Raw genomic sequence first — 16,700 nt, 5'->3', positions numbered from 1 at the left:
ACGTCACCGGTGAATCCACACCTGCTGCCCCCATCCGTGCCGGGGTGCTCCGCAAGGAGTTCGGCCACGGAGGCAACAGGGAAGCCCAACCCCGGAACCGATCGCGCTTCCACGCGTCCCGCATACCTATCCCCGCGGGCGGAATCGCTGGTTCCATATCAGGAGTATTGCAATGCCCCAGGTCACCATGCGTCAGATGCTGGAAGCCGGCGTCCACTTCGGCCACCAGACCCGCTACTGGAACCCCAAGATGGCTCCGTACATCTTCGGCGCCCGCGGCAAGATCCACATCATCAACCTGGAAAAGACCGTCCCGCTGTTCAACGACGCGATGAACTTCATCTCGTCGGTTGCCCAGAAGCGCGGCACCGTCCTGTTCCTGGGCACCAAGCGCAGCGCCCGCGAAACCATCAAGGAAGAAGCCGAGCGTTGCGGCATGCCGTTCATGAACCAGCGCTGGCTGGGCGGCACCCTGACCAACTTCCGTACCGTCAAGCAGTCGGTTGCCCGCCTGAAGGAACTGGAAGCCGGTGAAACCGACGGCACCTTCGAGAAGCTGGTCAAGCACGAAGTGCTGGGCCTGCGTCGCGAGCGCGACAAGCTGGAAGCCTCGCTGGGCGGCATCAAGGACATGAACCGCCTGCCGGACGCCATCTTCGTGATCGACATCGGCCACGAAGACATCGCGATCAAGGAAGCCAAGAAGCTGGGCATCCCGGTCATCGCCGTGGTCGACACCAACTACAACCCGGAACTGGTGGACTACGCCATCCCGGGCAACGACGACGCCATCCGCGCTGTGCAGCTGTACGCCCGCGCCGCTGCCGACGCCGTGCTGGAAGGCAAGGCTGCTGCTCCGCACGCTGCTTCGGTGCGTGAGGAAGAGTTCGCTGAAGCCGCTGCTGAAGGCGAAGAGAAGCCGGCCCGCCGCGCTCCGGCCAAGAAGGCTGCCAAGAAGGGCGACGACGCCCAGGCCTGATCCAGGCCCGGGGTGGACGCCCGGCGTCCACCCTCCCTGCGCGCAGCCTTTGGCGCGTGACAGGACCGTGTCACACGGGCCGGCCACCATGCCGGCCCAACCCCTTTCTTTCGTGAGGTAATCCCGTGGAAATCACTGCTTCCCTGGTCAAGGAACTGCGCGAGCGCACCGGCGCCGGCATGATGGAATGCAAGAAGGCGCTCACCGAAGCCAACGGCGACATCGACGCTGCTGCTGAAGCCATGCGCAAGTCCGGCGCTGCCAAGGCCGACAAGAAGGCTGACCGCGTGGCCGCCGAAGGCCGTCTGGGCCTGGCCCAGGATGGCGGCAAGGCCGTGCTGGTCGAAGTCAACTCGGAAACCGACTTCGTCGCCAACGATGACAACTTCAAGTCCTTCGTCAATGCCGTTGCCGCTGCCGCCCTGGCATCGGGCGCCACCGACGTTGAAGCCGTGAAGGCTGCCAAGCTGGCCGATGGCCGCACCGTTGAAGAAGCCCGCGCCACCGCCGTGCAGACCCTGGGTGAGAACATCCAGATCCGTCGCATGGTGAATGTCGACACCACCGGCAACATCGGTGCGTATGTCCACACCAACGGCAAGGTCGGCGTGTTGGTCGATCTGATCGGCGGCGACGTCGAGCTGGCCCGTGGCCTGGCCATGCACGTGGCTGCGCTGAAGCCGCCGCACAACAAGGCTGCGGACGTTCCGGCCGACTTCGTCGAGAAGGAAAAGGAAATCGAGCTGGCCAAGATGTCCGAAAAGGACAAGGCCAAGCCGGCCGACATCCTGGAAAAGATCATCAGCGGCAAGATCAACAAGATCGTCAGCGACGTGACCCTGTACGGCCAGACCTACGTGCTGGGCGACACCACCGTCGAGCAGGTGGTCAAGGCCGCTGGCGCCGATGTTGCTGGCTTCAAGCTGCTGATCGTCGGCGAAGGCATCGAGAAGGTGGTGGAAGACTACGCCGCCGAAGTTGCCAAGGCGATGCAGGTCTGATTCCAGCCTTCAGGCCGTGAAGCAACCAGAAGGAGCCGCGGGAAACCGCGGCTCCTTTTTTTATGCCGGCGGCCCTGTGGGGTGCGCACAGCGGCACCTTTGCGTTGCGCGCGAATCAAGCCGATACTCGGCACAGGGAATCAACAGTCATTTAGCAGGAACGAAAATCGCGGACTGTGATGCATTCCTAGGTATTCTTGTCCCAATGGAATTGAACGACCCGACATGCCTCCCGAGCTGACAGCTGCCCTGGCGCTCTGCCGCAACCTGCCCTCGCCACCCGGTATTGCCCTGCGCATCATCGAACTGGCACAGGACCCGGAAGCGGATATCGCCACCGCCGCCGACATCATCGCCATCGACATGGCGCTGAGCGCTCGCATGCTGCGCATCGCCAATTCGCCGCTGTACGCCAGCCGCCGTCGGATCGAGAACCTCGGCCAGGCACTGACCATGCTCGGCCTGAATGCCACGATCAGCCTGGCCCTCGGCTTCACCGTCACCCAGGGGCTGACCGGCGGCACCGGCGCCGACCACGACCTGCGCCAACGCGCCTGGAAGCGCAGCATCCTCAGCGCGCTGGCTGCCAGCCAGCTGGGCCAGGCCCGCGGCCTGCGCCGGCTGGAAGAACTGATGTTGGCCGGCCTGCTGCAGGACCTGGGCGTACTGTGCCTGGCCCAGGCCGAATCGGAGCGCTACCTGCCGCTGCTGCGCGAAGCACGCGACAACATCGACCTGGTCGCGCGCGAGCGCGACGAACTGGGCTGCAGCCACGCCGAGGTCGGCGCCTGGGTGGCCGAGCAGTGGGGCCTGCCGCGCTACCTGGTGGAGAGCATCAGCCACAGCGAAGACCTGGACGCCGCGGAATCGCCGTTCCAGGCCTGCGTGCAGCTGTCCGGTGCCGTGGCCGACATCTGGCTGGACGATGACGCCGATGCCGCCCGCGAGCGCGCCCTGCAGCAGGTGCATGACCGCCTTGAACTGGACAGCGCCCGTTTCGACCAGGTCCTGACCCGCATCAGCGAGGCCCTGCCGGACATCGCCAGCCTGTTCGAGGCCGGCCTGAATTCCCCCTCGCGGGTGCGCGAGCTGATCGACCACGCGCAGGAGCTGGCCACCCTGCGCAACCTGCGCGAACTGCAGGATGCCGACCAGGCCCGTCGCCGCGCCGACGAATTCGAAGCCCGGGCCAAGCGCCTGGCCGACCAGGCCCATCGAGATGCCCTCACCGGCGTACTCAACCGGCGCCAGCTGGAAGCCGTGCTGGAGCAGGAATTCCTGCGCGCCGGTCGCCAGGGCTGGCCGCTGTCGGTGGCCTTCATCGACCTGGACGACTTCAAGAAGATCAACGACGCCCATGGCCACCTGACCGGCGACGAGGTGCTGCGCGCCTTTGCCGGCAAACTGCAGGGCCAGCTGCGCCACAGCGACACCGTGGCCCGCTTCGGCGGCGAGGAGTTCGTCGCGCTGCTGCCCAACACCAGCGAAACGGTAGCACTGGACGTGATCCGCCGGGTGCTCGCCAACATCGTTGCCACGCCGATGGCCGAACTGGAAGGCGGCCCGCTGTTCGTCACCTTCTCCGCCGGCGTGGCCACCCAGGGCGGCTACGAACGCTTCGCCGACGTGCAGGACCTGCTGCGCGCCGCCGACGACGTGCTGTACCGCTCCAAGAACCTCGGCCGCAACCGGGTGATCGCGCGCTCCCCCGGCGCCCTCGGCCACGACGAGCTGTCAGCGACCGCGGGCGCCGAGCTGGGCTGAACCGGAAGCCCCGGATGACCGGGGCGAACGCCAGGATTTTACGCCGCAGTGCACAAAACACTATGGCCCGACGCCGCATGCGCGTAGAATCGCCCGCGATTTCCACGCACCCGAGGTCCCCATGTCCAAGCTCGCCTATCGCCGCATCCTTCTGAAACTGTCCGGGGAGGCGCTGATGGGAGATGAGGACTACGGCATCGACCCGAAGATCATCAACCGCCTGGCCCGTGAGGTCATCGAAGCCCAGCAGGCCGGTGCCGAAGTAGCCCTGGTGATCGGCGGCGGCAACATCTTCCGCGGCGCTGGCCTGGCCGCAGGCGGCATGGACCGGGTCACCGGCGACCAGATGGGCATGCTGGCCACGGTCATCAACGCCCTGGCCATGCAGGACGCCCTGGAGAAGCTGGGCGCCAAGGCGCGCGTGATGAGCGCGATCAAGATCAACGACGTGTGCGAGGACTACATCCGCCGCCGCGCCATCCGCCACCTGGAAAAGGGCCGCCTGGTGATCTTCGCCGCCGGCGTCGGCAGCCCGTTCTTCACCACCGACTCCGGCGCCGCCCTGCGCGCGATCGAGATCGGTGCCGACCTGCTGCTGAAGGCCACCAAGGTCGATGGCGTGTACGACAAGGACCCGAACAAGCACAGCGATGCGGTCCGCTTCGACAGCCTGAGCTATGACGAAGTGATCCGCCGCGGCCTGGAAGTGATGGATACCGCCGCCTTCGCACTGGCCCGCGACAGCGACCTGCCGATGCGCGTGTTCGACATGGGCCAGCCGGGCGAGCTGCTGAAGATCCTCAACGGCGAGAACATCGGCACCCTGGTCCAGGGCCGCGATCCGGCCTGAGCCTGAGCGCGCGGCGACAACCGGGCCGATTCAGGCCCGGCAGCGTCCCGTATTCGCCTATAATCGCCCGATTCCAGATACATCCAGGACCGGGCGATGCTCAACGACATCAAGAACAACGCGCAGACGCGCATGGCCAAGAGCATCGACGCTCTGAAGCACACCCTCACCTCCATCCGGACCGGGCGTGCCACGCCGGCCCTGCTGGACCGCGTGACGGTCAATGCCTACGGCAACGCCAGCACCCCGCTGAACCAGGTTGCCTCGATCTCCAACGCCGATGCGCACTCGCTGCTGGTCACCCCGTTCGACAAGGGCATGATCAAGGAGATCGAGAAGGGTCTCTACAACGCCGAGTTCACCCCGAACACGCTGGGCACCGCGATCCGCATCAACATGCCGCCGCCGACCGAAGAGCGCCGCAAGGAGCTGGTCAAGCAGGTGCAGAAGGAAGGCGAAGGCGCCAAGATCGCGATCCGCAACATCCGTCAGGACGCGAACAAGGAAATCGCCAAGCTGGTCAAGGACAAGGCGATCAGCGAGGACGAGAAGAAGCGCGGTGAGGACGACATCCAGAAGTTGACCGACACCAACATCAAGGACGTCGACAAGGTCGTTGCCGACAAGGAAAAAGAACTGCTGTCGGTCTGAAGTCGATGCCTTCAGTCCCGCCTCCGTTGCCGGCCACCCTGCCCCGCCACATCGCCATCATCATGGATGGCAACGGGCGCTGGGCACAGCAGCGCCGCCGCCCGCGCGTGATCGGCCATCGTGCCGGCGCGCGCGCGGTCAACCGCACCATCGAGCGCTGCCTTGAACTGGGCATTCCGGCGCTGACCCTGTTCGCGTTTTCCAGCGAGAACTGGGGCCGGCCGCAGGAAGAAGTCGACGCCCTGATGAAGCTGTTCCTCGGCGCGCTCGACCGCGAAGTGGACGAACTGCACCGACGCGGCGTGCGCGTACGCTTCATCGGCGAACGCGAGCGCTTTGGTGCCGGACTGGTCAGCCGCATGCAGCTGGCCGAGCAGCGCACCGCCGACAACACCACCCTGACCCTGTCGATCGCCGCCAGTTACGGCGGTCGCCAGGACATCGCCCGTGCCGCGCGCGCACTGGCCGCTGAAGTCGCCGCAGGACGCCTGCTGCCCGAACAGATCGACGAATCGCTGCTGGGCAGCCAGGTCGCCCTGGCCGACCTGCCGCCGCCGGATCTGTTCATCCGCACCGGTGGCGACACCCGCATCAGCAACTTCCTGCTGTGGCAACTGGCCTACACCGAGCTGTGGTTCACCGAGGCGCTGTGGCCGGACTTTGATGCCGCCCTGCTGCAGCAGGCGCTGGATGCCTATGGCAGCCGCGAGCGTCGTTTCGGCCTGACCAGCGCCCAGATCGCCGCACTGGCCACCGAGACCTCCAGCCCATGACCAAGACCCGAGTCCTCGCCGCGCTGATCATGGCGCCGCTCGCCATTGCCGCGATCCTGCTGCTGCCGACGCAATGGCTGGCCGCCGCCGCCGCCGCCGTGCTGCTGATCGGCCTGTGGGAATGGCTGAAGCTGGCCGGCATCGAAGACACCCTCGCGCGCACCGTGCTGCTGGTGCTGAACCTGCTGCTGATGGTGCTGCTGGTGTGGGCCGATGGCAGCACGCTGGTGCTGTTCCAGATCACCACACTGGCGGGTGTTGCCTGGTGGCTGGCGGCGCTGGCCTGGCTGCGCTTCTTCAACTTTGGCGCCCAGCCGACGGCCCCCTCCCGGATCGTGAAGATGCTGGCCGGCACCCTGGCCATCGTTCCTGCCTGGGCAGCGCTGGTGCTGATCCACGCTGGCGGTGACCCGCCAGGCAAGCAGGGCCACCTGTGGCTGCTGGCGGCACTGGCACTGGTCTGGGCAGCCGATTCGGGCGCCTATTTCGCCGGCCGTCACTTCGGCAAGCACAAGCTGGCGCCGCGGATCAGCCCCAACAAGACCTGGGAAGGCCTGTTCGGCGGCCTGCTGGCCGGTGTCGCCGTGGCCCTCGGACTGGGCTGGCTGGCCGGCATCGACATCGCGCACCTGCCGGGCCTGCTGATCACCTCGGTGGTGGCCGTATTCGCGTCGGTGCTGGGTGACCTGTTCGAAAGCCTGATCAAGCGCCACGCCGGTGCCAAGGACTCGGGCAACCTGATTCCGGGCCATGGTGGCGTGCTCGACCGCGTCGACGGCGTCCTCGCCGCCGTGCCGGTGTTCGCGCTGGGCAAGGAAATCTTCGGGTTCTGACCATGAATGCTGTCGCAGACCTGCGCCGGGTCGCCGTATACGGCGCCACCGGCTCGATCGGTGCCTCCACGCTGGACGTGATCGCCCGCCACCCGCAGCGCTACCAGGCCACGGTGCTGGCCGCCGGCCGCCAGGTGCAGGCACTGCTGGCCCTGTGCCGCCAGCACAAGCCAGCGCACGCGGTCATCGCCGACCAAGCGCTGTTCACCGAACTGCGCGACGGCCTGCGCGATGCCGGGCTGTCGACCGAGGCCCACGCCGGTCATGCCGCACTGGATCAGCTGGCAGCAAGCGATGCCTGCGACACGGTCGTCGCGGCCATTGTCGGTGCTGCAGGGCTGTCCTCGACCCTCGCCGCCGCTGCGGCCGGCAAGCGCATCCTGCTGGCCAACAAGGAATCGCTGGTACTGGCCGGCGAGCTGCTGACCCGCACCGCCGAGCGCGCCGGCGCCGAGATCATTCCGATCGACAGCGAGCACAGCGCGATCTTCCAGTGCCTGCGTTCGCGCGACGCCAGCATCGACGGCGCCGGCGTGCGCCGGATCCTGCTGACCGCGTCGGGCGGCCCGTTCCGCGGCCGCAGCCGCGCCGAGCTGGCCGAGGTCACCCCGGCCCAGGCCGTGGCTCACCCGAAGTGGTCGATGGGCCCGAAGATCTCGGTCGATTCGGCGACGTTGATGAACAAGGGCCTGGAAGTCATCGAGGCGCACCATCTGTTCTCGGTGCCGGGCGAGCGCATCGAGGTGCTGGTGCACCCGCAGAGCCTGGTCCATTCGCTGGTCGAATTCGTCGACGGCTCGACCCTGGCCCAGATGGGCCTGCCGGACATGCGCACCACCCTGGCGGTCGGCCTGGGCTGGCCGCAGCGCATCGAATCGGGCGTGGCCGGGCTGGACCTGCTGGCGCAGGGCCGGCTGGATTTCGAGGCGCCTGACACCGACGCCTTCCCCTGCCTGGCGCTGGCCTGGCAGGCCATGCAGGCCGGCGGTACTGCCCCGGCGGTGCTGAACGCCGCCAATGAAGAGGCGGTTTCAGCATTTCTTCAGGGCCGGATCGGTTTCCTGACCATCCCGGAGCTGGTTGCTAACGCTCTTTCAACACTGCCGACCCAGCCAGCCGATACACTGGAGGTCCTGTTGTCCGCCGACCAGCGGGCACGCGAGCTCACCCTGAACGCCATCGACGCCGCCTGAACGACCGCCTCGCCCAGCATGACGCCGCCGCCCCTGCCCGCCACTGTGAGCCTGCATGACTGACTTCCTCGGATCGGTCTGGTGGATGATTGTCAGCCTCGGGCTGCTGGTCACGTTCCACGAGTTCGGGCATTACTGGGTCGGCCGCCTCTGTGGGGTCAAGATCCTGCGCTTCTCGGTCGGCTTCGGCCGTCCGCTGTGGTCGCGCCGCGACAGGCACGGCACCGAGTTCGCCATTGCCGCCATCCCGCTGGGTGGCTACGTGAAGTTCCTCGACGAACGTGAGGTCGAGGTCCATCCCCACGAGCGCGGCCAGGCCTTCAACCACAAGACCGTGTGGCAGCGCATCGCCATTGTTGCTGCAGGGCCGATCGCCAATCTGCTGCTGTGCATCCTGCTGCTGTGGGCGATGTTCGTGATCGGCAAGCAGGACTACTCGCCGACGATCGGCCGGGTTGACGGCATCGCCGCCAGCGCCGGTCTGCTCAGCGGTGACCGCGTTCTGCGGGTGGATGAGCGCCAGGTCGCCACCCTGGGCGAGGCCAGCATGGCGCTGACCGCCGCCGCGATGGATCGCCGCGACGTCACGCTTGAGGTACTCGATCCTGCGGACCAGGTGCGCGTGCGCACCCTGCCGCTGTCGCAGCTGCCCGCCGGCTTCGATGAACGACGGGTACCGATCCTGGCCGGCCTGTACTGGCAGTCGTGGCTGCAGCCGGCACTGGTCGACTCGCTCACCGCCGATTCGGTGGTCACCGGGCTGCTGCAGCCGGGCGACCTGATCGTGGCGATCGACGGCCAGCGCATCGACAGCGTCGACCAGGTGATCGGCGAGATCCAGGCCCTCGGCCGTGCCGGAGGCCCCGGCATGATCGAGGTCCTGCGAGGCGGTGAACGCCTTGCACTGGAAGTCACGCCCCGCCAGGGCAAGGATGGCAAGGGCAACCCGGTCTGGCAGATCGGCGTCGGCTTCCCCACCACCTACAGCCCCTCCTACGACACCCTGCTGCGCTATGGGCCGCTGGATGCAGTGACCGTCGCCGTACGTGAAACCGGCCGGCTTGCCGCCGATTCGCTGGGCATGATGGCCCGCATCGTCACCGGCAAAGCCTCGCTGCAGAACGTTTCCGGGCCGGTCACCATCGCCCGCGTGGCCAATGTCTCGGCCAAACGCGGCCTCGACTGGTTCCTGCAGTTCCTTGCCCTGCTGTCACTCAGCCTGTGCATCATCAACCTGTTGCCGATCCCGATCTTGGACGGCGGGCACCTGCTGTATTACCTTATCGAGTTGGTCAAGGGCAGCCCGCTGAGCGAGCGTGCCATCGCCGCCGGCCAATACATCGGCCTGGCGTTGCTGGCCGGGCTGATGGGGTTGGCGTTCTACAACGACATCCTCGGCCTGGTCCCGCGATGAACTTTTCCACGTTGTTGCCGTCTACAGCGTCGGCATCCCGCACCAATGAAATCGACCTTCCTACCGGACGTGACATGACGCGACTCCCCAATCGCCGCCTGCTGGCCCTCGCCCTCGCCGCCGTCACCGGCGCTCCCGCCCTGGCCCAGGCAGCCGAGCCCTTCACTGTCAGCGACATCCGCGTCGATGGCCTGCAGCGCATCAGCTCGGGCACGGTGTTCACCTACCTGCCGGTGGAACGGGGCGAGACCATCACCGACAACAAGGTCGGCGAGACCATCCGCGCGCTGTACAAGACCGGCTTCTTCGAAGACGTGCAGCTGGACCGCCAGGGCAGCATCCTGGTGGTGACCGTCAAGGAACGCCCGGCGATCAACAAGCTGACCGTGACCGGCAACAAGGACATCAAGTCCGAGCAGCTGCTCAAGGGCCTGTCCGACATCGGCCTGACCGAGGGTGGCACCTTCGACCGCCTGAGCCTGGACCGCGTGACCCAGGAACTGCGCCGCCAGTACAACGACCGCGGCAAGTACACCGTCGAGATCACCCCGACCGTGAGCCCGCTGGACCGCAACCGCGTGGACATCGCGATCGCCATCAAGGAAGGCAAGGCGGCCAAGATCCGCCACGTCAACCTGGTCGGCACCGAGAAGTTCGAGAGCAAGGACATCCTGGAGACCTGGGAGTCCAAGGAGCACAACTGGGCGTCGTGGTACCGCCGTGACGACCAGTACTCCAAGGAAAAGCTGTCCGGCGACCTGGAAAAGCTCAACTCGTGGTACCTGGACCGCGGCTACGTCGACTTCAGCATCGATTCCACCCAGGTCTCGATCAGCCCCGACAAGCGCGACATGTTCCTCACCGCGGGTGTGACCGAGGGTGCGCAGTACAAGATCTCCGAGATCAAGGTCAGCGGCGACACCATCCTTCCGCAGGAGGACGTCGAGCGCATGGTGATCCAGAAGCCGGGCGACACGTTCTCGCGTGCCCTGCTGGAATTCAGCTCGGACACCATCACCAACTCGCTGTCCAACATCGGCTACGCGTTCGCCAAGGTGAACCCGATCCCGACCACCAACCGTGCCGAACAGACGGTAGGGATCAACATGCAGGTCGTGCCCGGCCCGCGCGTGTCGGTGCGCCGTATCCTGTTCCGTGGCAACACCCGCACCTCCGACGAAGTGATGCGTCGCGAAATGCGCCAGTTCGAGAACAGCTGGTACTCGCAGGCCGCGATCGACCGCTCCAAGATCCGCCTGCAGCGCCTGGGCTACTTCGAGTCGGTGGACGTCGAGACCCCGGCCGTCAGCGGCAGCAACGACCAGGTCGACGTCGTCTACAACGTCAAGGAAACCACCTCCGGCAGCTTCGTGTTCGGCCTGGGCTATTCGCAGTCCTACGGCATGACCACCTCGGTGCAGCTGTCGCAGAACAACTTCCTCGGCGGCGGCAACCGCGTGTCGGTCGAAGCCTCGCGCAGTAGCTACCTGCAGCGCTACGGCTTCAGCTACACCAACCCGTACTTCACCGACGACGGCGTTTCGCTGGGCTACAACCTGTCCTGGCGTGAACTGGACTACTCCGACTTCAACACCGCGCAGTACAACAGCACCAATGGTTCTGCGCAGGTGGTGTTCGGCGTGCCGCTGACCGAAACCGACACCGTCTCGCTGATGTTCGGCATCGACAGCAACCAGATCACCACGTACCAGGGCTCGACCCCGCAGTCGATCATCGATTACATCAACGTGCTGGGCAGCAGGACGTTCCATGCCTGGCGCACGGAACTGGGTTGGGCGCGTGACTCGCGCAACGACTACTTCATGCCGACCCGCGGCACCTATCAGCGTGTTGGCCTGGAAACCACGCTGCCGGGCTCGACCATCGAGTACTACAAGCTGAACTACCAGATCAGCAAGTACTGGCCGATCATGCCGTCGCTGGTGATCAACACCCGTGCGGAAGTTGGTTATGGCGATAGCTACGGCAAGGACAAGACCGCCATGGTGCCGGACGAGAACGGCAACCTGCGCCCGGTCACCGCCAAGGGCCTACCGTTCTACGAGAACTTCTACGCCGGCGGCACCAACTCCGTACGCGGCTTCGAGGACAACACGCTCGGCCCACGCGAAGTAACCCGCGGTTATCCGGAAGGCCAGCCGCTGGGCGGTTCGCTGAAGACCGTCGGTTCGGTCGAAGCCTACTTCCCGCGTTTGTTCGACAGCCCGTCGGCCCGCGTGTCGGCCTTCGTCGACTTCGGCAACGTCTACAACGGCGCCGATAACTTCAAGGCCAACGAACTGCGAGTGTCTACCGGTGTAGCCCTGCTGTGGCGCGCCCCGGTCGGACCGATCTCGATCAGCTACGCGTTCCCGCTGAAGAAGGAAGACGGCGACAAGATCGAACGCCTGCAATTTACCTTCGGCGGTCAGTTCTAAGAACTGACCACCGAAGGTGCGCCGCGGCTTGCTGCGCAAGCAGCGGGTCCCGACCTACCTCCTATCCCCCGCGCCATTACGCATGCCATCCATGGCATGCGCCCTTCGGGCCGTTGCATAGCAACGTTGGGAATCGCTCCTGCGATTCCCAGGGGCGCGCCCCCCTTAACAGAAGGGGGGCTCTCCACCAGACGGGGTGCGAATCGCCGGGCTCTGCCCGGCGTTTTCGTTTTTCAGATGACACTGCACGGCACGGGCTTTTGGCCGCGCTCGCGGGAAATTGTCCAGAGGCGGCGGGTGGCCCTGGACAGGACCGTTGGCGCCATGGATGGCGCCATCGAGCACCATGGAGGGGCTTTTGCGTGTCCTGGCCAGGGCCACCCGCCGCCTCCCGCCCGTACCAGGCAGGCGCCAAGCCCTGCCCCCCGCATGACCGCAATGGCGTCACACGTTAAACTCCCGCCGTGAATACTCCCACCTACACCGCCCAGCAACTCGCCGAGCAGTTCGGCCTGCAGGTCCATGGCGACCCCGCCACCGCCATCCATGGCGTGGCCACCCTCGCCCATGCCGGTCCTGGCCAGCTGACCTTCCTCGCCAACCCGCGCTACCGCACCCAGCTGGCAGACAGCCAGGCCTCGCTGGTCGTGCTGCGCGCCGACGATGCCGAGGCCGCCCCCGGCGCCGCGCTCGTGGCCAAGGACCCGTACACCACCTTCGCCAAGATCGCCGCGCTGTTCGACATCGCACCGACGCGCCCGCCGGGCATCCACCCCAGCGCCGTCATCGATCCCAGCGCCCAGGTCGCCGCCAGCGCCCATATCGGTCCCTTCGTCTCCATCGGCGCGCGCAGCGTGGTCGGTGAGAACTGCATCATCGGCACCGGCAGCGTGATCGGCGAAGACTGCAGCCTGGACAGCGGCTGCGAACTGATCGCCCGGGTCACCCTGGTCACCCGGGTCAAGCTCGGCAAGCGCGTGCGCGTGCACCCCGGTGCCGTGCTCGGTGCCGATGGCTTCGGCCTGGCGATGGACGCCGGCAAGTGGATCAAGGTGCCGCAGCTCGGCGGCGTGCGCATCGGCGACGATTGCGAAATCGGCGCCAACACCTGCGTCGACCGTGGTGCACTGGAAGACACCGTGCTGGACGAAGACGTGCGCCTGGACAACCTGGTACAGATCGCGCACAACGTGCAGATCGGTGCGCACTCGGCCATCGCCGGCTGCACCGGCATCGCCGGCAGCGCCAGGATCGGCCGTTACTGCCTGCTCGGCGGCCACGTCGGCGTGGTCGGCCACCTCGAGATCTGCGACAAGGTCGTGATCACCGGCAAGTCGGTGGTCCGCAATTCCATCCATGAGCCGGGCGAGTACTCGTCCGGCACCCCGTTGACCGACAACCGCACGTGGCGCAAGAACGCCGCGCGCTTCAAGCAGCTGGACGCATTGGCTCGCCGCGTCCTGGCTGCTGGCAAGGAGAAAGAATGAACGACACGCTGCAGCTTCCGATCGACGTCTGCCAGATCCAGGAACTGCTCCCGCACCGCTACCCGTTCCTGCTGGTGGACCGGGTGCTTGAGCTCGACATCGACGCCAAGCGCATCCTGGCGCAGAAAAACGTCAGCATCAACGAGCCGTTCTTCCAGGGTCACTTCCCGGGCCGCCCGATCATGCCCGGCGTGCTGATCATCGAAGCGCTGGCCCAGGCCGGTGGAGTGATGACCCAGCTGACGCTTGGCCGCGATGCGCAGTCCAAGCTGTTCTACATGGTCAAGGTGGAAAACGCCCGCTTCAACAAGCAGGTCGTGCCCGGCGACGTGCTGATGCTGGATGTGCAGATGAAGCGCCTGATCCGCAACATGGGCTGGTACTACGGCGAGGCCAAGGTCAACGGTGAAGTCGTTGCCTCGGCCGAGGTCATGTGCGCCGGTGCCAAGGGCTGATCCACGGGAGGCAGCAATGACTGACAACGCACCACGGATCCACCCGACTGCCGTCATCGATCCGGCCGCGCGCCTGGCCGACGACGTCCAGGTCGGCGCGTTCACCCTGATCGGTGCCGATGTGGAAATCGGCGCCGGCACAGTGGTCGGCCCCCATTGCAGCATCCACGGCCCGACCAGGATCGGCCGTGACAACCGCTTCATCGGCCACGCCGCGATCGGTGGCGAGCCGCAGGACAAGAAGTTCGCTGGCGAACGCACCGAACTGGTGATCGGCGACCGCAACGTGTTCCGCGAGTTCGTCACCCTGAACCGTGGCACCGGCGGCGGCGGCGGCATCACCACGATCGGCAACGACAACTGGATGCTGGCCTACACGCACGTGGCGCACGACTGCCATGTCGGCAACTTCTGCGTGTTCTCCAACAACACCACCCTGGCCGGCCACGTGACCGTGGGCGACTACGTGATCATCAGCGGCTTCGCTGGTGCCCACCAGTTCTGCCGCATCGGTGCCCACGCCTTCCTCGGCATGGGCGCGCTGACCAACGGCGACGTTCCGCCGTTCACCATGGTCGGCACCGATTCGCTGGGCCGCCCGCGCGGCATCAACAGCGAAGGCCTGAAGCGTCGTGGCTTCGACGCCGAGCGGATCTCCGCCATCAAGCGCGCCTACCGCACCCTGTACGTGGCGGGCCTGCCGCTGGCCGAAGCCAAGGTGCAGCTGACCGAACAGGCACGCGACAGCGATGACGTGAAGGCCATGCTGGACTTCATCGAGCACGCTGAGAGGCCCTTGCTGCGATGAGCAGCACGACCGGCCAGGCGCCGGCCGGCGCCGCCGTGATTCCGCTGGCCTCGATGGCCGGCAGCGTCCCCGCGCAGCGGGTGCTCAGCGAGCGCCCGCTGCGGATCGCTCTGGTGGCCGGTGAGGCCTCCGGTGACCTGCTGGGTGCGGGCCTGGTGCGCGAGCTGAAGGCACGCTTTCCGAATGCCGAATTCGCCGGCATCGGTGGCGATGCCATGCGCAGCGCCGGCTGCCTGACCTGGCACGATGCCAGCGAGCTGGCGGTGATGGGCCTGACCGAAGTGCTGCGCCACCTGCCACGCCTGCTGAAACTGCGTTCCGCGTTCCGCCAGCGTGCACTGGAATGGCAACCGGACGTGTTCATCGGCATCGACGCGCCCGACTTCAACCTGGGCATCGAACACTGGCTGAAGCAGCGCGGCGTGCGCACCGTGCACTACGTCAGCCCCTCCGTCTGGGCCTGGCGCGAGAAGCGCGCCGAGAAGATCGGCAGCAGCGCCGACCTGGTGCTGTGCCTGTTCCCGATGGAACCCCCGATCTATGCCAGGCACGGCATCGACGCGCGCTTCGTTGGCCATCCGATGGCCGATGACATCCCCCTGCAGGGCAACCGCGAGGAAGCGCGCGCCGCGCTTGGCCTGCCGACCTCGGCCAAGGTGCTGGCGGTGCTGCCAGGCAGCCGCCTGGGCGAAATCTCGCGCCTCGGTGAACCGTTCTTCGAGGCCGCCTGGCAGGTCTCCGAGCGCATCCCCGGCCTGCACGTGGTAGTGCCTGCCGCCAACCCGGCCTGCAAGCGCCTGATCGAAGAACAGCTGTCACGCTCGGCGCTGCCGGTAGCCTTCTCGCATGTACTCGACGGTGAGGCGCGAAACGCGATGATCGCCGCCGATGTGGTGGTGCTGGCCTCGGGCACCGCGACGCTGGAGGCGATGCTGGTCAAGCGGCCGATGGTGGTCGGTTACCGCGTCAACGAGCTGACCTACCGCCTGGTCAAGGCGCTGGGCCTGATCAAAGTCGACCGCTTTGCCCTGCCCAACATCCTGGCGGGCCAGGACCTGGCACCGGAACTGATGCAGCACGACTGCACGCCGGACAAGCTGGCGGCGGCCATCCAGCAATGGTTCGACCACCCGCAGCGGGTGACCGACCTGCAGGATACCTATGCCCGCCTGCATCAACGACTGCGCCGCAATGCCTCGGCCCGCGCGGCCGACGCTGTGGGCGAGCTGTTGATGCGCGACCAGGCCCAGGCATGAGCCGCCGCCACGCCGCAGCGGCCAGCCTGGCCCTGTTCGACGGTGCTGCCGTGGTCGAGCCGGAGCGTCTGGTCGCCGGCGTCGACGAAGCCGGCCGCGGTCCGCTGGCCGGACCGGTCGCGGTGGCGGCGGTGGTGTTCGACCCGGCACGGCCACGCATCAACGGCCTGGACGATTCCAAACAACTCACCGCAGCCCGCCGCGAGCAACTGCATGACCGCATCATCGAACGTGCCCTGGCCTGGCACGTGGTGCTGGTGGACGTGGACACCATCGACCGCCTGAACATCTACCAGGCCACCCTGCAGGGCATGCGTGACGTCGTTGCAGCGGTCGCCCACGTGGCCGGCTTCGCCCGCATCGACGGCAACGTGGTGCCCAAGGGCCTGGTACTGCCGGCGCAGGCGCTGGTCGGCGGTGATGGCATCGACCGCGCGATCATGGCCGCCTCGATCCTGGCCAAGGTCTCGCGCGACCGCTACATGCAGGACGTGCATGCCCGCCACCCGCAGTACGGCTTCGAGCAGCACAAGGGCTACGGCACCCCGGCCCATCTGGCCGCCCTGCGCGAGCACGGCCCCTGCATGGAGCACCGGCGCAGCTTCGCCCCGGTGCGCGAGTGCCTGGAAAACCCGGCAGCTGTGACCGCAGACATCGCAATCGCCTGAATCGCCTGAACGGTCGCTGCACCCGGCTGCGAAGGCAGGGTCAGGCGGGGCCCGCGGTTCGCCTGCGAACCGTGGGGAGCGATAGCGCGGATGCGATATCGCATGCCGTCAAGAGCTTGTCGCGCCCTCC

15 protein-coding genes are annotated in these 16,700 nt (G+C 66.7%); all 15 read left to right on the top strand.

From position 1 onward, the window contains the following. The first annotated feature begins 172 nt into the window (after positions 1 to 172). The 15 genes from rpsB (at position 173) to rnhB (ending at position 16,570) form a co-directional block, all read left to right on the top strand. Positions 173 to 979, top strand: coding sequence for a 30S ribosomal protein S2 (rpsB, locus tag AC5P68_RS09995; RefSeq protein WP_005408748.1), 807 nt, complete (start codon positions 173 to 175; stop codon positions 977 to 979). Between the two features lie 125 nt (positions 980 to 1,104). Next, positions 1,105 to 1,980, top strand: a complete 876-nt coding sequence (gene tsf / locus AC5P68_RS09990; RefSeq protein ID WP_005408747.1) for a translation elongation factor Ts — start codon at positions 1,105 to 1,107, stop codon at positions 1,978 to 1,980. Between the two features lie 225 nt (positions 1,981 to 2,205). Then, positions 2,206 to 3,744, top strand: a complete 1,539-nt coding sequence (locus tag AC5P68_RS09985) for a GGDEF domain-containing protein (RefSeq protein ID WP_005412741.1) — start codon at positions 2,206 to 2,208, stop codon at positions 3,742 to 3,744. A gap of 121 nt (positions 3,745 to 3,865) precedes the next feature. Next, positions 3,866 to 4,594 carry a UMP kinase gene (gene pyrH / locus AC5P68_RS09980; protein ID WP_005408745.1) on the top strand — a complete coding sequence of 243 codons (729 nt, stop codon included), beginning with the start codon at positions 3,866 to 3,868 and terminating at the stop codon, positions 4,592 to 4,594. 96 nt (positions 4,595 to 4,690) lie between these two features. Beyond that, entirely contained in the window at positions 4,691 to 5,245 is a 555-nt protein-coding gene (frr, locus tag AC5P68_RS09975; protein ID WP_005408744.1) for a ribosome recycling factor, read from the top strand. A gap of 5 nt (positions 5,246 to 5,250) precedes the next feature. Continuing rightward, complete coding sequence (uppS, locus tag AC5P68_RS09970) at positions 5,251 to 6,018, top strand: polyprenyl diphosphate synthase (RefSeq protein WP_414498123.1); 768 nt, start codon at positions 5,251 to 5,253, stop codon at positions 6,016 to 6,018. Next, positions 6,015 to 6,851: a phosphatidate cytidylyltransferase gene (locus AC5P68_RS09965; RefSeq protein ID WP_005408742.1), complete on the top strand. Its 837-nt coding sequence runs from the start codon at positions 6,015 to 6,017 to the stop codon at positions 6,849 to 6,851. Before uppS ends, AC5P68_RS09965 begins: the two co-directional genes overlap by 4 nt. A 2-nt stretch (positions 6,852 to 6,853) precedes the next feature. Beyond that, positions 6,854 to 8,044, top strand: coding sequence for a 1-deoxy-D-xylulose-5-phosphate reductoisomerase (locus tag AC5P68_RS09960; RefSeq protein WP_049402558.1), 1,191 nt, complete (start codon positions 6,854 to 6,856; stop codon positions 8,042 to 8,044). A 55-nt stretch (positions 8,045 to 8,099) separates the two neighbouring features. Further along, a complete protein-coding gene (gene rseP / locus AC5P68_RS09955) occupies positions 8,100 to 9,458 on the top strand; it encodes an RIP metalloprotease RseP (protein ID WP_005408740.1) in 1,359 nt (452 codons plus the stop codon). Between the two features lie 74 nt (positions 9,459 to 9,532). Further along, positions 9,533 to 11,896, top strand: a complete 2,364-nt coding sequence (bamA, locus tag AC5P68_RS09950; RefSeq protein ID WP_043034854.1) for an outer membrane protein assembly factor BamA — start codon at positions 9,533 to 9,535, stop codon at positions 11,894 to 11,896. 464 nt (positions 11,897 to 12,360) lie between these two features. Beyond that, complete coding sequence (lpxD, locus tag AC5P68_RS09945; protein WP_049402557.1) at positions 12,361 to 13,383, top strand: UDP-3-O-(3-hydroxymyristoyl)glucosamine N-acyltransferase; 1,023 nt, start codon at positions 12,361 to 12,363, stop codon at positions 13,381 to 13,383. Continuing rightward, positions 13,380 to 13,838 carry a 3-hydroxyacyl-ACP dehydratase FabZ gene (fabZ, locus tag AC5P68_RS09940; protein ID WP_005408737.1) on the top strand — a complete coding sequence of 153 codons (459 nt, stop codon included), beginning with the start codon at positions 13,380 to 13,382 and terminating at the stop codon, positions 13,836 to 13,838. The genes lpxD and fabZ overlap by 4 nt, the downstream gene beginning before the upstream one ends. Before the next feature lie 16 nt (positions 13,839 to 13,854). Beyond that, entirely contained in the window at positions 13,855 to 14,646 is a 792-nt protein-coding gene (lpxA, locus tag AC5P68_RS09935) for an acyl-ACP--UDP-N-acetylglucosamine O-acyltransferase (RefSeq protein ID WP_005412736.1), read from the top strand. 53 nt (positions 14,647 to 14,699) lie between these two features. Then, positions 14,700 to 15,902: a lipid-A-disaccharide synthase gene (gene lpxB / locus AC5P68_RS09930; RefSeq protein WP_049402564.1), complete on the top strand. Its 1,203-nt coding sequence runs from the start codon at positions 14,700 to 14,702 to the stop codon at positions 15,900 to 15,902. Then, positions 15,899 to 16,570, top strand: a complete 672-nt coding sequence (gene rnhB / locus AC5P68_RS09925; RefSeq protein ID WP_005412735.1) for a ribonuclease HII — start codon at positions 15,899 to 15,901, stop codon at positions 16,568 to 16,570. The genes lpxB and rnhB overlap by 4 nt, the downstream gene beginning before the upstream one ends. The last annotated feature ends 130 nt before the right edge of the window (positions 16,571 to 16,700 follow it).

Source organism: Stenotrophomonas sp. YJH_SMC_58, from assembly GCF_059369635.1.
The sequence above is the reverse complement of the archived record's forward strand: the minus strand, read 5'-3'. Positions and strand labels throughout refer to the sequence as shown.

Bases quoted from the DNA above. Each gene is read 5' to 3' on its own strand.
- rpsB (WP_005408748.1), top strand. From the start codon at position 173: ATGCCCCAGGTCACCATGCGTCAGATGCTGGAAGCCGGCGTCCACTTC.
- AC5P68_RS09985 (WP_005412741.1), top strand. From the start codon at position 2,206: ATGCCTCCCGAGCTGACAGCTGCCCTGGCGCTCTGCCGCAACCTGCCC.
- pyrH (WP_005408745.1), top strand. From the start codon at position 3,866: ATGTCCAAGCTCGCCTATCGCCGCATCCTTCTGAAACTGTCCGGGGAG.
- frr (WP_005408744.1), top strand. From the start codon at position 4,691: ATGCTCAACGACATCAAGAACAACGCGCAGACGCGCATGGCCAAGAGC.
- uppS (WP_414498123.1), top strand. From the start codon at position 5,251: ATGCCTTCAGTCCCGCCTCCGTTGCCGGCCACCCTGCCCCGCCACATC.
- AC5P68_RS09965 (WP_005408742.1), top strand. From the start codon at position 6,015: ATGACCAAGACCCGAGTCCTCGCCGCGCTGATCATGGCGCCGCTCGCC.
- AC5P68_RS09960 (WP_049402558.1), top strand. From the start codon at position 6,854: ATGAATGCTGTCGCAGACCTGCGCCGGGTCGCCGTATACGGCGCCACC.
- rseP (WP_005408740.1), top strand. From the start codon at position 8,100: ATGACTGACTTCCTCGGATCGGTCTGGTGGATGATTGTCAGCCTCGGG.
- bamA (WP_043034854.1), top strand. From the start codon at position 9,533: ATGACGCGACTCCCCAATCGCCGCCTGCTGGCCCTCGCCCTCGCCGCC.
- fabZ (WP_005408737.1), top strand. From the start codon at position 13,380: ATGAACGACACGCTGCAGCTTCCGATCGACGTCTGCCAGATCCAGGAA.
- lpxA (WP_005412736.1), top strand. From the start codon at position 13,855: ATGACTGACAACGCACCACGGATCCACCCGACTGCCGTCATCGATCCG.
- lpxB (WP_049402564.1), top strand. From the start codon at position 14,700: ATGGCCGGCAGCGTCCCCGCGCAGCGGGTGCTCAGCGAGCGCCCGCTG.
- rnhB (WP_005412735.1), top strand. From the start codon at position 15,899: ATGAGCCGCCGCCACGCCGCAGCGGCCAGCCTGGCCCTGTTCGACGGT.